We start from the raw sequence: 14003 nt of genomic DNA on the forward strand, positions 1-14003 counted from the left end.
AGGTGGATGCGCCGGTCGTCGATGAGCGGCAGGATCGTGGCCATCCGTTGGGCCATCTGGCGCATCTGTTCGGCCTGCCCTTGTGGCATCTGCTGCAGAACCGCCTCCGGCAGCTTCCCGAAGCTGCCGGTGAAACCCGAGGTGTTGGCCAGAAAGGTGGTGGGTCCGAGGAAGTCGATGTGCCAGCCGGCGTTTCCGAGGGTGTTGCGGATGTCGGCTACCGGTACGGCCTCCATCGGGGCGATGACGCCGTTGACGTTGTCACCGGAGAAGCAGTAGAGGAACCAGCGGGCGCCCGGCGTCGTCACGCGGCGCAGCGCGGCCGCGTAGGCCTGCCTGCCGTCGTGGTCGAGGCAGTGGTAGAGGGCGCTGTCGACGACGGTGTCGAACTGTCCGTCATAACCGGTCAGTTCGGTGGCGTCGGCGACGTCGAAACGAACCTGGACTCTGGCGGCAGCGGCGCGGGCGCGGGCCTGCTCGATCGCGGTCGGCGAGCTGTCGAGGCCCGTCACCGGGTAGCCGCGACGCGCCAGATAGATCGCGTTGTCGCCGAGGCCGCAGCCGGCGTCGAGCACCTCTCCGCTGATCGCGCCGAGCGCTTCGAGTTCCATGAGCCGCGGCTGCGCCTGTCGGATGTCCCAAGGGATGCCGTCGGGGGCAGGCGCACCCGGGAATGCGGACTCCCCGCGGTAGAGGCTTTCGTAGGATTCGCGATTGTGATGAAAAGCCTCTGACGCGGACCGGCTCACCCCTTCAGCCTACGCCAGGTCACCTTGCGTAGAAGGGGGATCCAGATACGTTAGGCGCCAGCGTGATTCGCCGAATTCCACTATGGCGTTGGCACCGGGCTACTGCAGGGGCCGGTGTTGCCGGCCACTGGAGATGCAATGGTGGCAAACCTCGCGCACGGCTGCACCAGCATGGAACAGCGCGACTGGCCCAGTCCCGCGACAGCGATGCCCACCGGACCGTTGTCGGCGGACACGTTGTTGAACACGTTGCTGATTGAGTCGCCGACCGGCTGGCCGGGCGTCGGCGCGCCCCACGTTGCGGCCGCGGTGATGACGCCCGCCGTCACCATCAGTGGGCGGGCCACCGTTGCGGCCGCGGTGAGGAAGTCCACCGAAACCACCAGCGGCCCGGCCAATGTCGCGTGTCGGCGGCTTATCCATGGGGTCATTTCACACTCCTGGCCTGGGTCTGACTCAGGGCACTGATTTCACTTCGGTAACGTTGCTTTACAAAAGTCACATTCGCAACACAATCCGGTAAAGCTTGTAACGCTATGCGTTTCGCGACCGGTCTGGGCGCGATCCTGGTGCGTTACTTAAGGGTTTTCTGTGGGCGGCGCGCCGCGAGGCTCAACGGCGGCCTGACCCGGCCACCAGCCGCGCCGCGGCCGCGCGCACACTCTGGGCCGCCGCGGCGAACCGCGGGAACTGCTGCTGATCGCCGGCGAGATCCCGGGCGCGCCGGTCATCGGAGAGCTCGTGGCCCGCGGGGAGCACACGGTTTTGGTGCGCTGAGAGGCGGATACGCTCCCGTCCGGCGCACGTCAGGGAAATGACCATAGCCTTTCCCAGGGACACCCCATACTGACGGGGTGCCGCCGAACGGCCCGACACCAACATCGCCGTCAGTTCCCACTCCGACACTGATGCCGCGGTTACCGGACCCGGACTTCAGCAAATGGGGCCAGGGCACCTCGTTGCTGGGTGGATGGTTTCCGCTCGGCGTGGAGATCCTCACGGTCGCCATCCTGGTCGTAGCCATCGGCTGGCGAACCCGGCGCTGGCGACTGGTGTGGGTACCGGTCAGCGCGGCCGTCGGCGTAATCGCCGCCCTTGCCGCGCGGACCTACATGAACTCCGAGGGGCTGGCATCCGACCCGGCGCCATTTGAGCTGTGGGTGTGGACGGCGGTGTTTACCGGCTCGGTTGCCTTAGCGGTGCTGGGATTTCGGGGCTCACGTTGGTGGCGACGTGGACTGTCCCTGGTGGCAATTCCTCTCACCCTGGTGTGTGCCCTCATCGTGCTCAACCAGTGGGTGGGCTACTACCCGACGCTTGAGAAAGCTTGGGGAGACCTCACGACAGGCCCTCTCCCCGATCAGACCGACGCCAAAGATCTTCCGGGACTGCGCAACACACACCCTCAGACGGGCAAGCTGGTAGCGGTCGACATCCCCGACTCCGGGAGCGGTTTCAGCCACCGCCGCGAATACATCTACCTGCCGCCGGTCTGGTTCACCGGGGACGTTCCGCCCAAGCTCCCCGCGGTGATGATGATCGCCGGCGAATTCAGCAACCCAACCAACTGGATACGCACCGGCAACGCGATTCCCACGATCGACAAATTTGCCATGGGGCACGGCGGTGCAGCCCCGGTGTTCGTCTTCGTAGACTCCAGCGGACGCTTCAACAACGACACCGAATGTGTGAACGGGCCCCGAGGTAACGCGGACGACCACCTGACGAAAGACGTCCGCCCCTACGCTATTTCACAATTCGGCACTTCATCAGACCCCTCGGACTGGGGTGTCGTTGGCTGGTCCTCGGGCGGGACATGCGCGATTGACCTCGCGGTCACGCATCCCGATTTGTTCGCCACCTTCGAGGACATCGGGGGCGACCGGGGCCCCAATTCCGGTACCAAGCAACAGACGATCAGCCGCCTCTACGGTGGTGACGCGGCGGCATGGAATGCGTACGACCCCCGAACGGTCATGACCAGACATGGGCCGTACAGCGGTGTCGCGGGATACTTCGATGACTCGCAGGAGCCACCCGATGACAAATCAAAGGACCTGCCGGACCGTCGTCAGGATCGCTTGGCACCCGTCGGATTCGGCGGGCACGGTGACGACAACCAATTTCGGGAGAAGGGCGCGCTGCCAGACCTGTGCGCGGCCGCAGTCGCAGTGAACATCGGATGCACACTGCGCGTGTACACCGGCTATCACACATGGCAGTTCGCCGCCCGCGCGTTTTCCGACGCACTGTCATGGATCGCGCAGCGGGTGCACACGCCAACAGTTCCTGATTGATCCATCGCCGGTGGCGTGGAACGGACAGACCTCGATGTGACCGATTTGCGGTGACACCCTCGGTGGGCGGATTGCCGACGTAGATCGGACGACTTCGCCATCGAGAACATAGACTCCAGCCTGCACGGCGAAGTCCGGTGCTGCGGAACTGTTGGACTCCGAGGAGGCGCGGCATATGGTCTTCCAGACCCGGTCCCTACGCCCGGACATCCGAGAGGCGTTGACGAGCGGGCTTTGCCGCCATCAAATCGGACAGCCCTGACCGACGCCGGGCCCCGCGATGAACTCAGTGTCGACCAGAGTCGGGCTGTATTTCGGCTTGCTGCAGCTCTTCTTTTGGCTGAGTTGGGTCGAATACGTCATCTACCTGCCGAAACTCGCTGCACAGGCCGGGATCGACCGCGGCGTGGTCCCATGGATCCTGGTACTCGACCAAGCAATCTTCGCGCTGTGCGACTGGGGCGCCCTGTTGCCTCGTGTCAAGATGCCCGCGAGGTTTGATTCGTTGCCTCATCTGAGGATGCCCGCGTGGCGGGGGCTTTCTTGGCCGGTCCCGCCTTGCTGGTGGTGATCGTGAGTAGCTCGGCGGTCAGGGCCTGGATATGGCGCTGGATGGCGGCGGGGTTGAGGCGGTTGTAGGTGTCGGCGAGGATCGCCTTGTCCTCATCGGAGACCGTCTCATGGCGTTCGGCGCGCCGGTACGGGGTGGTCGCTCGATCGTATTTCTTGGCCACCTTGGCGCCGTCACGGACTTTGGATAGGAGTTTTTGCTGCGGGTAGAAGTAGTTCGTCAGATGTGACTGCAGCACCCATATCTTGTTGAGCAGCAATAGTTCTGCTGGTGTGTCGTAGCGGTGATAGCCGACCACGGTGCGCACGATCGCCCAGTTCTTCTGCTCCACGTGGCAGCCGTCGTTGGAGTTACCCGGCCGCGACCGGGTGAAGGTGATCTGGCGCTTCTTGCACCAGTCCAGCAGGTGATGATTGATGAACTCCGATCCGTTGTCACTGTCGACGCCCAGGATCGGGAACGGCATCGCCTTCGCGATGTCGTCGAGGGCGGCCAGCACCCATTTGCGGGCCTTGTTGGGCACGCTGCGGTCCTCGGTCCAGCCGGTGGCAATATCGGTGACGGTCAGCGTGAAAGCGTGCTCACCGGCGGCGTTGCCGCCATCATGGCCGACCAGGTCGATCTCCACGAATCCGGGCACCGCGTCGTCCCAGTCCGCCCAGGTGCGGATCGGGATCTGGCTCTTGAGCAGCGACCCCGGTTTGGTGTGGCTGCGGCCCTTCAGTTGGTGTTTCTTGCGCTCAGGTGCCAGGCGCCGGTCGATGGTGGCCGCCGACATGCCCGCCAGCAGCGCCGCGGTCTCGTCGTCGATGTCCAGCTCACCGAAGCGGCGCAGGATCGCCACCAGCTCGTCCAGTATGGGGGCTAGTCTTTTGCCGGCCGGCATGCCCAGCACCGCCCAGCAGAAGATCAGCGCCGCAATGACTTTCGGGCCATACTTCGGTGGACGCGCTACCCGCCGACGGACCACTCGGGGCCGCAGGGCGCCGCGCAGCGCCTTGCGAGCATGATCGCGATGCCACCCGGTGGTAGCGCACAACTCATCGAGGATCTTCGCTTTAGCGGGCTTGTCGGCCCGCTTGTAGCGGGTCGCGATCGCCTTGGTCACGGCCTTGCGCTCTGCCAACGTCAATCCCATCCTCCGGCGGTAACGCAACCCCGCCCTGACGTTCGAACGACACGCCGCACCCGGGCATTTTCAGTTGAGGCAACGAAGGGGGCTACGCGGGCATCTTCGATGAGTCAACGCGGGCGCTGGCCTCGCCGCCGACCGTGTGCCACAATCATTGGCCGGCTCGGCAAGATTGTCGCGGGGGTGACGGCGCTGTCGGCCCTGGCGTTTCTGCTCCTACCGTTCGTAACGCGGTTTGGCGCGCCCGCATTCGTGGTTCTAATCGTCGTTTGGGCGATCACGTCCTCGGCCCTGCGCGCGCCCCCGCTGACGCTGCTCGGCCGCTACACGCCACCGGATCAGCAACCCTGGGTCGGATCGCTGTTCCTGCTCGGCACAGGCATCGCCAGCGCGCTGGCGCCACTTCTCGCCGGCTGGATCACGGCCTACGACCCGCGCATCATGTTCGCGGCCTCGGCCGTGTCGGTCGTTGTAGTGACCTTCTCGATCGTCTGGGCGGAAAAGACGCTGGTACGCTCCGCCCCGCCCGAGGAACATGCGGACACCAAAATTCAGTCCGCCACCTTCCTGGTATTCCTCGCTGCGATTTTGCTGCTGGCGATCGGGTTCCAGGTGCATTTCTTCATCAACACAGAGCCGCTCTTCGCCAAATTCGCCCGGCCGCACGATCTTCCGGCCCTGCTTTCGCTGTTCTGGATCGGGTTCAGCCTGCTGATGCTGCCGGCGTCGTTCCTGACGAGGCGTTTCGGCGGCATCTTGATCATGGCGCTGGGGGCGCTGCTCGGCGCCGCTTCGGCCTGGGCGGCGACACAGGCCACTGACGTGGTCTCGCTCGGCTTTGCGCAATTCATCTGCGGCGGCGCCTGGGGCTGCGTGACGATGAGCGCGGTTGCGGCAGCCCTCGCGATCGGCCGCCCCGGCAGTGAAGGCAAGGCGGTCGGGGCCATGTTCTCCCTTTTGGCAGTGGCGGCGATGGCGCGCATTGTGCTGGTCGCGGGACACTTCGAGCAGGTTCCCGCACTGGCGCTGGCCTTGCCCTGGTTGCCGGGGTTCTCATGGTTGGGAGCGGGGCTGTTGCTCCTGCCGGCCGCGCGACGGGCAGCACCGCCGGCCTAGAAAACAACCTGCAGATCTGCAGGCCAGACAGCGATATTTCATCGTGCGCCGGCGAAAGGACCGCTCCCCGCGTGGTTATCGAGCGGTCACCGGCGCGCGACACCGCGGGACTGGACATGAGGACGCCGGTGCTCCGATATCCTCCGAGAGAATCGAACTCCTGGCAGCGGCAAAGGAGGGCCTCGCCCATGCCGATCGGCCCCGATCCGACCGCTGATGTGACGTGGCTGACGCGCTGCTAGTCGAATCGCCCCGGCCCGGGGTTGCCCTGCTGCGGCTCAATCGGCCTGAACGGCTCAACGCGATTGACCAGGTCATGCTGACCGAACTGACGCATGCATTGGCGGCTTTGGGCACCGACACGTCTGTCAACGTTGCCGTCATCACTGGAGCCGGGCGAGGGTTCTGCTCGGGCATCGATGTGCGCGACTTCGGGCCGGGGCTTCCGCACGCCACCGACCCGGCCATCGACCGGCTGCGATTCCAGGAGGCAATGGCCGAGCTGCCACAAGCCATCCGCGGCATGGCGCAGCCTGTCATCGCCGCGGTCAACGGCCCGTGCGTGGGCGGCGGCCTGGCGCTGTGCCTAGCCGCCGACATCCGTATCTGTTCAGCGACAGCGACGTTCGGCAATGCCGCGATACTGCTGGGGCTGTCGGGCGCTGAGATGGGCATGAGTTACCACCTGCCCCGGATCGTCGGCACCAGTGTCGCCGCCGACTGGATGCTCACCGGCCGCACCGTCACGGCTGAGGAAGCCGACCGCCGCGGGCTGGTGAGTGAACTCGTCGAACCTGACCGTCTACTCGATCGTGCGCTGGAACTGGCGTCACTGATAGCCGGGCTTTCTCCGCTGGGTGTGCAGCTGACAAAGCGCGCGCTGCAGGTCAATACGGATGCCGCTAGCCTGTCGTCGGCGCTCGAACTCGAGAACCGCAATCAGCTGATCAGCCACGCCACCGATGAGGCGGCGGCGCGCCGACAGAAGTGGTCATCGTGACCGGCCCACTACGGGGTCTACGAGTGGTCATGATGGGCGGACTTGGGCCGGGACCGTTCTGCGGCATGCTGTTGGGCGACCTCGGCGCCGACGTCGTCCGCATCGACCAGATTCGCGAGGTCGACGGCCCCCTGCCCATTGACTACACAGTGCGGCGCAACCAGCGCTCGATCGCCCTCGACATCAAAAACACCCGGGGCCGTGACATCGTGCGCCGGTTGACCGAGAGTGCCGACGCTTTCGTCGATGTGTACCGGCCGGGCGTAGCAGAACGGCTGGGTATCGGGCCTCACGACCTGCACGAGGTCAACCCGCGCCTGGTCTACGCTCGGATGACCGGTTACGGCCAAGAGGGGCCCTATGCCGATCGCGCGGGTCATGACATCAATTACATCGCGTTGGCCGGTGCGCTTCACGCCATCGGCACCGAGGAGGCGCCCGTCCTACCGCTGAATCTGATCGCCGACTACGGCGGTGGCGGCATGTTGTTGGCCGTGGGTCTGTTGAGCGCGATTCTCGAGGCGCGTCAGTCGGGAAGCGGTCAGGTGATCGATGTCGCGATGGTCGACGGCGCGGCCACCCTCATGACGCCCTACTTCGGGATGGTGCCTGCCGGCAGCTGGCGTGACCGCAGATGCGACAATCTCCTCGACGGTGCCGCACATTTCTACGGCGTCTACGAAACCGCCGATGGAAAGCACGTGGCCGTCGGGGCGCTCGAGGCGCGGTTCTACGCAGAACTCTGTGCTCACCTGAACGTGACTGTCCCGCATGACGTTGACGAGCCGAGCGCGTGGGCTGCCCACCGTCAAACGCTCGCGGCGCGGTTTCGGGAGAAGACCCGCGCCGAGTGGGAGCAGCAGCTCGGGTCGACCGGGTCATGCGCGGCGCCCGTACTGAGCATCACTGAGGCGCCGGACCATCCCCACCATGTCGCGCGGGACTCGTTCGTCGAGATCGACGGCGTACGTCAGCCCGCACCGGCGCCGCGATTCTCGAGAACCGTGCCGGAACGTCCGCGATCTCCGTCGCTGCCCGGGGATCACACTCGGGCCGTACTGGCCGAACTCGGACTCGGCGGCGAGGCCATTGCCGACCTTATCGAATCGGGGGTAGCCGTACAGCGCCTCGACGGTGCCCGCCCCGACACCTGAGCACCCGACGAAAGGACGACACGTGGCGTGGGATTTCTCCACCGACGCGGAGTGGGCAAGACAGCTCGCCTGGGTTGAGGACTTTGTCCGCACTGAGTGCGAGCCCATCGACTTGATCGTCAAAGAGTCTCACGACCTCCACGATCCCGTCCGTCAGGCGCTGATCCCTCCGCTGCAGAAGATCGTCAAAGGGCGCGGGTTATGGGCGACCCACCTGGGTCCTCATCTTGGCGGACCGGGATACGGACAGGTGAAGCTTGCGCTGCTCAACGAGCTTCTGGGCCGCTCCGAATGCGCACCAATCATTTTCGGCTCGCAGGCCCCCGATTCAGGCAACAGCGAGATCCTTGCTCACTACGGCACCCCCGATCTGAAGAAGCGCTATCTCGAGCCTCTGCTGGACAACCGCATCGTGTCCTGCTTCTCGATGACCGAGCCTCAGGGCGGCGCAGACCCGAAGGTGTTCACCACCACCGCCGCGCGAGACGGCGACGGGTGGGTCATCAATGGGGAGAAATGGTTTTCGTCGTTTGCGTCGATGGCATCTTTTATCATCGTCATGGCCATGACCGATCCAGACGCCCCTGCGTACGAACGGCATTCGATGTTCGTGGTCCCCGCTGAAACTCCCGGCATCCACGTGTTGCGTGACGTCGGGCTCGGGTACCAGCCACTCGGCGGGGGCGGACGGGAGGGCTATGTCCGTTACGAGAACGTGCGTGTACCCGACGACCACATGCTCGGGCCGCGCGGCGGAGCCTTCGTGGTCGCCCAGACCCGCCTCGGCGCCGGCCGAATCCACCACGCCATGCGCACGGTGGGCCTGGTCAGGCGCATCTTCGACATGATCTGCGAGCGCGCGGTCTCACGGCATACCCAGGGCGACATGCTCGGCAACAAGCAGCTCGTCCAGCAGATGGTCGCCGACTCGTGGATGGAGATCGAGGCCTTCCGCCTGCTCACCTTGCAGACCGCGTGGAAAATCGACCAACACAACGACTACAAAGCCGTCCGCGTCGACATCTCGGCCGTTAAGGCGATGATGCAGAACGTGCTACACAACGTCTCCGCACGTGCACTACAGTTGCACGGCTCGCTGGGTACCACCCATGAAATGCCGTTCGTGCAGTACCTGGTCGAATCGTTCGTGCTCGGGCTCGCGGACGGGCCAACCGAAGTGCACAAGGTCACCTTGGCGCGGCTGCTGCTCAAGGATCGAAAGCCTGCGCCCGACGTGTTCCCCTCCGAGCACTTGTTGCGTCTGCGTGAAGCCGCAGAGGCCAAATTCGCCGACAAGCTCGCCGATATTCCGCGCACCTAACCCAAGAACCTCCACGCCTGCGCCAACATGCTGGGCAACACCGGTGCCATCGCCTCCCACTCTGGATCCGGGTCGTCACGGCGGCGATTGTGCTTGATGATCAAGGACCACGTCGCGGTGGACTTGAAACACGCCAGCGCTTGAAACCACGCCAAATCCGGCAGACTCCGCCCAAGTGCGTGCCGGTAGACGGACGTGAGTTCGGATGGTGACGGTGTAACCCCGCAGTACGGTGTCGAGCGGCGGTACGTCTGCGGGTCACCGTTGATCAGAAACCATCCCGCATCCACCCGCGGGTCGCCGACCGACCATATCTCCCAGTCGATTACGGCGTTGATGCGATCTTCATCGGCGACCAGGTTACCCAGACGGAAGTCACCGTGCACTATGGCCGGTGACGCCGCGGACGGCACAGAGGACGTCAGTGCATCGCGCAACTCTCGCCACCCCGCCACGAGTGTCTGGTCGACCGTTTCCAACGTGCGACACCACCGTTGGATCTCCGCCGCCGGCCCGACAATGGGTTCGGATCCCAGGCCGATGGCGGCAGGGGTGGTGCGGTGCAGTTGCGCCAGCACGATTGCGGCACTGCGGAGCCTTTGGGCGACAACTGTAGTCGGACGCCGCGGCGGATCCCGGTCGAACAGCGGCTCGAACGAATCGCCGTCGAGGAACGACATGACGAACAGCGGCGGCACATGGGGCGGATCACCCTCGTCCTCCCACAGCACCGTGGGGACGGGCACCTGCGTCAGAGCAAGCGCGCGGATGATCCGAGATTGACGCAACACGTCGCGATGAGCGAGGGGCTCGACTCCCGGCGGCGCGACCTTCACGACCACACGCCGCTCCCCCTGCACGCCCAGGTAAGTCAGGCTCGATGCACCGCCAGACAGTGGACGTAGGTCTTTGACACCCAACGGCGCCAGTCGCTGACCCAGCTGGGCAACCAGGTGGCCGGTCAGCGCAGCCGGCCCAGTTCTCGAAGGAAGGGCTGCGTATGGGCGATGCGGCCGGTCATTGTCTTCGGATCACAGCTGCACAACTCCAAGGCTGTTTGCGTGATTAGCTCGATGTCTTCGGTCTCGGTCTTGGCCAACTCCAGCGTTCCGGCGCCTGGGGTCGCGACAGGATTCGACGGAGCAGCGGCGTTGACGGCGACGCCTGCGTCGTACAGTTCGGCCGCGAGGCTCTTCGTCAGCCGGTTCAAGGCGGCCTTCGCGGTGCCGTACACGCCGAACCCGGCGGTTCGGTCGAAATCCGAAAACGGCGGCCCCGCAGGAAGATCCCCCGCAACGGACGTGACGTTGAGCACCCATCCGCGCCCGCGTTCACGCATTGTCGGAATCGCCAACTGGGTCAGGTGCAACGGTCCAAGCACGTGCATCTCGATCATCAGGCGCACGCGCCGCTCCGGGAACGCGTCAAGCGGACGCAGGAAGGTCACGGCGGCATTGTTCACCAGAATGTCGGGCGCACCGATGCGATCGACCACTTCAGCGAAAAGCCGCTCGCGCCCGTCGGGATTGGACAAGTCGGCCTGCACGGCGATCGCTGTGCCGCCGGCAGCCGTGATTTCCTCACGCGTCTGCCTGAGCGAGCCCTGATACTTGGGATCGGGCTCCATCGTTCGGGCGGTGAGCGCCACCGCGGCTCCCTCTTCGGCCAACCGCCGCGCGATCGCCTTGCCCAAGCCTCGGCTGCTCCCGGTGACCAACGCCACCATGCCGTCGCAGCGTCCCGCCATACGACTCCGCCTCCTCGCTGCCTCGCGACTACGGAAATAGCTTCTCATCTCAGGAGAATGCCGTTACCATCGGTGCCGTCGGAAGTATAGGCCCGCACCGTATTCGGCGCTGCCTTTCGGTGCAGCGGTGGAAGGGCTGTGAATGGTCGAATGGTTCCTCTTTGTGCCCCAAAGCCGACTGGGACTCGACGACCTCGTGGCCCGCGCACAGGCCGCCGAGGCGAGCGGATTTGACGGCGTGGCGCTTCTGGATCACCTCGAGACGCCGATGGCCCCCGACAGCCCGATCTGGGAGGCGATGACCGCAGCGACCTGGGTCGCTGCCCGAACCGAACGGCTTACGATCGGCCACCTCGTATTGTGCGACGCGTTCCGCCATCCCGCCGTGCTGGCCAAACAAGCCGTGACGCTTGCCGAGGCGTCGGGTGGCCGCTTCGAACTCGGGCTGGGTTCGGGCTCGATGCCCCAGGAACTGGAGAAATTCAACTTCGGCACAGCAAGCGGCGCCGAGCGCGTCACGCGCCTGGAACGGAACCTCGCCCTTCTCAACGAATACTTGGGCCGTGGTAAAACCACCGCGAGAACTCAGGTGCGTTAGCGAGCGAGGTCATCAACCACTCGCCGCGCCGAAACCGGGTGTGCTGAGCACAGTCACGCTGGTACCGCCCGACGTCGCGCGCAGTCGAATCCACTGCCTCACCAGCACTTTGGCCACCCTGACCTCTGGCATCACAGCCCGGCGGTACTGAGGTGCGGCGATGAGTTGGTTCTTCTGCCGGGCGGGTGGTGGCGTGCAAGATTTCGAGGGCGGCGCCGCAAATCAATCACGGAGCAGCTCGGAGCCTGACATCTTGCCGAGCTCTCCGGGCCAATTTGATGACGTTGCTGATTTCTTTGTTCCGCGCCCGTTGCCGCGTTACCGCAATGCGGCTTGTGGTGCGTTTCAGGCGTTTGCCAAGAAAGAGTCCCGGGTGTCTTCGGGCAAGACGCTGAACCGGCATGCGTACGCGCCGGACTACGTGGACCGCCACCACAAGTCCTCACGCGCCGCTGATAATCCATTGCGTTGCTTCCTCGACCTGCCCAGCGGGGAAATGCTTGATCTGTGCTGACACAAAGTGTGACGCCAGATGCGGTGCGATATCCCCGAGGGCCGAGTCGGTGACGACCGCGACTTTCTTGATGTGCTTCTGATGATCCCGAACGAAGCGAAAGTGGGTGACCATCGCCCCAAAGCTCTCCCATCCCGGGAATGCTGGGGCCTCGATGATGAGGCCGGCAAGATCGCCACTCGCCTCGATGTGTGGGTCAACCGCCTTAGCGAGTTGAACAAAGTCGTCCTTTTCCAGCGCAGACGTCGGTCGGACGAGCAGGATGGAATGCGCGGTATCCAGGTCGTATTGGATCATGTATCGCTCCTAGACGATCGTTGGGGATGAGTCTTCGGGCCGCTGATCGGCGCGGAAGGCCGATTCACGGCTCGACAATCCACGCGCGTGCTTTGTCGGCTTCAGCGGTCGGGAACACACGGAACTCCCCGGGAATGAAGAATCCAAGGAGGCTGTAGAGCTTTGCCGCGTGGCGCATCCACGCCGCGTCGGTGACCAGTGCGCTACGTTCCCAGTCGAAGAGGTGACCGAAGCCGAGCTTCGTGTCATCCCAGATTGCGCCGGGTTCGATCCCAGCGAAATCGGGCGCGATCACGGTGTAGGCCCGCAGCTTCTTGTGCCGCTTCAGCTTGTCTTCGACGTCTGGGATCAGCACCGTTTCGTAGTCGGCCTTCGTCAGGTGCCCATGGCAGACGAACGCGGCCACGTTCGCGGGGAAGTCATTGAGCGTCTCGATCACGATGATCTCCCAAACGGTGGGTGGGTTCCCGTGTCGCCATCGTGTCCGTGGGCGAGCATCCGCCATAAGAGGCCAAGGTCACCAAAGCATGGGACTCCTCTGGCGACTCGGCGGGCGGCTATGTCCGCCGTTGTTGGGCGTCTCGGGCCAGTCTGGCGGCGGGGCGACGTGGTGGGATCGGCGTCGATGGCCACCGTCGCGTTCCTGTCCACAGCGCCGGCGGTGCGTCGAGTTGCCGGGCGAGCAGCAGTGCAGCTTTGTCGTAGTTGGCGCGCCAGCCACGAAAGTGCGGCCACGCTTGCTCGTCACTCAGTTCGATCGGGTATCCGATTTCGCGCAGCATTGCGGTGGCCGCCCTGAATTCGTCGATTGACACCGTGACCGGCCCGTCGGGGTCGGGTTCGTCGGGTACCGGCAGCCGCATGGTTCTGGCGATCTGTTCCAGCGCTACGAAGCCCATCCGAAGCGACAGCCGCGCGGCGAGTTTGGGTTCTCGCGACGGTGCCAGCGCCAGATGCAGGGCGGCGGCATCCATCACCGCGATCAGCGAGGTCAGCCAGTGCGACATCGGCCGCGGTGAGCGCAGCCTGGCCAAGGTCAGATAGGTGGTGTGGGATTCGGCAACCTCGGCAGCCCACCGTTCCCAAGCGGTGAACAGCTCCTCGAGAACAGTGCCGGTGTCGGGGTTATCGATCCCCCAACGAGTACGAGCCAGGATCTCCGGTCCCCACGCTGGGACGCCGGCGCGCGAGCCAAGCAGGCTGACTTCGGTTTCACGCCGGTTGAACGCGGCGTAGAGGGTAGGCAGGTAGCCGATCTGCAAGCCGATGACGACCAGCCCGGTAAACGCTGCCAAATATTCGAGCGTCGTGCTGCCGCTACCGGCCGGGGCGGCGTAACCGAGGGTGAACACCGACGATCCAGCGGCGGAAAACGCCTGTCCAAGGTGCCCGTTCATGCTCGGCAACAGCAACAGCGCGTAACCGACAACGATCAGGCCGAGCCACACCGCAAGCCGTACCAGCAACGACAGCGGCGACTGCCATGCGAGGATGCGGTCACGGCGCT

Annotated in this window: 14 protein-coding genes and 1 pseudogene; 6 read left to right on the forward strand and 9 right to left on the reverse strand. The window is 64.8% G+C overall.

The features are described 5' to 3' along the window. From VKI00_RS22665 to VKI00_RS22675, 3 genes are all read right to left on the reverse strand, one after another. On the reverse strand, positions 1-749 hold a 749-nt coding region (locus tag VKI00_RS22665; protein ID WP_324441458.1), incomplete at its 3' end, for a class I SAM-dependent methyltransferase. Positions 750-829: 80 nt separating this feature from the next. Beyond that, positions 830-1180 (reverse strand): hypothetical protein, encoded by a 351-nt coding sequence (locus VKI00_RS22670; protein ID WP_324441460.1) that lies wholly within the window; start codon positions 1178-1180, stop codon positions 830-832. Positions 1181-1361: 181 nt separating this feature from the next. Further along, positions 1362-1508, reverse strand: a complete 147-nt coding sequence (locus VKI00_RS22675) for a hypothetical protein (RefSeq protein ID WP_324441462.1) — start codon at positions 1506-1508, stop codon at positions 1362-1364. Positions 1509-1603: 95 nt separating this feature from the next. Here VKI00_RS22675 and VKI00_RS22680 point away from each other — a divergent pair, with 95 nt between their 5' ends. After that, positions 1604-3046, forward strand: coding sequence for an alpha/beta hydrolase (locus VKI00_RS22680; protein ID WP_414687266.1), 1443 nt, complete (start codon positions 1604-1606; stop codon positions 3044-3046). A 479-nt stretch (positions 3047-3525) separates the two neighbouring features. On the opposite strand, the gene VKI00_RS22685 is transcribed toward VKI00_RS22680, so the two are convergent. Next, on the reverse strand, positions 3526-4755 hold the full coding sequence (locus VKI00_RS22685; RefSeq protein ID WP_324441465.1) for a transposase family protein: 1230 nt from the start codon (positions 4753-4755) through the stop codon (positions 3526-3528). Positions 4756-4932: 177 nt separating this feature from the next. Between VKI00_RS22685 and VKI00_RS22690 the strand changes: the two genes are divergently transcribed. From VKI00_RS22690 to VKI00_RS22705, 4 genes are all read left to right on the forward strand, one after another. Next, a complete protein-coding gene (locus VKI00_RS22690; protein ID WP_324441467.1) occupies positions 4933-5865 on the forward strand; it encodes an MFS transporter in 933 nt (310 codons plus the stop codon). A 223-nt stretch (positions 5866-6088) separates the two neighbouring features. After that, entirely contained in the window at positions 6089-6865 is a 777-nt protein-coding gene (locus VKI00_RS22695; protein WP_324441469.1) for an enoyl-CoA hydratase/isomerase family protein, read from the forward strand. After that, on the forward strand, positions 6862-8019 hold the full coding sequence (locus VKI00_RS22700) for a CaiB/BaiF CoA-transferase family protein (protein ID WP_324441471.1): 1158 nt from the start codon (positions 6862-6864) through the stop codon (positions 8017-8019). Before VKI00_RS22695 ends, VKI00_RS22700 begins: the two co-directional genes overlap by 4 nt. 22 nt (positions 8020-8041) lie before the next feature. Further along, positions 8042-9340 (forward strand): acyl-CoA dehydrogenase family protein, encoded by a 1299-nt coding sequence (locus tag VKI00_RS22705; RefSeq protein WP_324441473.1) that lies wholly within the window; start codon positions 8042-8044, stop codon positions 9338-9340. On the opposite strand, the gene VKI00_RS22710 is transcribed toward VKI00_RS22705, so the two are convergent. Further along, positions 9337-10305, reverse strand: coding sequence for a phosphotransferase family protein (locus tag VKI00_RS22710; protein WP_324441483.1), 969 nt, complete (start codon positions 10303-10305; stop codon positions 9337-9339). The two genes, VKI00_RS22705 and VKI00_RS22710, sit on opposite strands and share 4 nt — an antisense overlap. Then, positions 10302-11087 (reverse strand): SDR family NAD(P)-dependent oxidoreductase, encoded by a 786-nt coding sequence (locus VKI00_RS22715; protein WP_324441475.1) that lies wholly within the window; start codon positions 11085-11087, stop codon positions 10302-10304. Before VKI00_RS22715 ends, VKI00_RS22710 begins: the two co-directional genes overlap by 4 nt. A 142-nt stretch (positions 11088-11229) precedes the next feature. Between VKI00_RS22715 and VKI00_RS22720 the strand changes: the two are divergent. Next, a pseudogene (locus tag VKI00_RS22720) lies at positions 11230-11667 on the forward strand (LLM class flavin-dependent oxidoreductase); the annotation flags it as partial. 460 nt (positions 11668-12127) lie between these two features. Here the strand turns inward: VKI00_RS22720 and VKI00_RS22725 are convergent. From VKI00_RS22725 to VKI00_RS22735, 3 genes are all read right to left on the reverse strand, one after another. Beyond that, a complete protein-coding gene (locus tag VKI00_RS22725) occupies positions 12128-12496 on the reverse strand; it encodes an STAS/SEC14 domain-containing protein (RefSeq protein WP_324441477.1) in 369 nt (122 codons plus the stop codon). Between the two features lie 64 nt (positions 12497-12560). After that, positions 12561-12935 carry an STAS/SEC14 domain-containing protein gene (locus tag VKI00_RS22730; protein ID WP_324441479.1) on the reverse strand — a complete coding sequence of 125 codons (375 nt, stop codon included), beginning with the start codon at positions 12933-12935 and terminating at the stop codon, positions 12561-12563. Between the two features lie 118 nt (positions 12936-13053). Next, positions 13054-14003: hypothetical protein (locus VKI00_RS22735; RefSeq protein WP_324441481.1), on the reverse strand; the 950-nt coding region annotated here is incomplete at its 5' end.

The organism is Mycobacterium sp., from assembly GCF_035314665.1.
Classification (GTDB): domain Bacteria; phylum Actinomycetota; class Actinomycetes; order Mycobacteriales; family Mycobacteriaceae; genus Mycobacterium.

Bases quoted from the DNA above. Each gene is read 5' to 3' on its own strand.
- VKI00_RS22670 (WP_324441460.1), bottom strand. From the start codon at position 1,180: ATGACCCCATGGATAAGCCGCCGACACGCGACATTGGCCGGGCCGCTG.
- VKI00_RS22715 (WP_324441475.1), bottom strand. From the start codon at position 11,087: ATGGCGGGACGCTGCGACGGCATGGTGGCGTTGGTCACCGGGAGCAGC.
- VKI00_RS22725 (WP_324441477.1), bottom strand. From the start codon at position 12,496: ATGATCCAATACGACCTGGATACCGCGCATTCCATCCTGCTCGTCCGA.
- VKI00_RS22685 (WP_324441465.1), bottom strand. From the start codon at position 4,755: ATGGGATTGACGTTGGCAGAGCGCAAGGCCGTGACCAAGGCGATCGCG.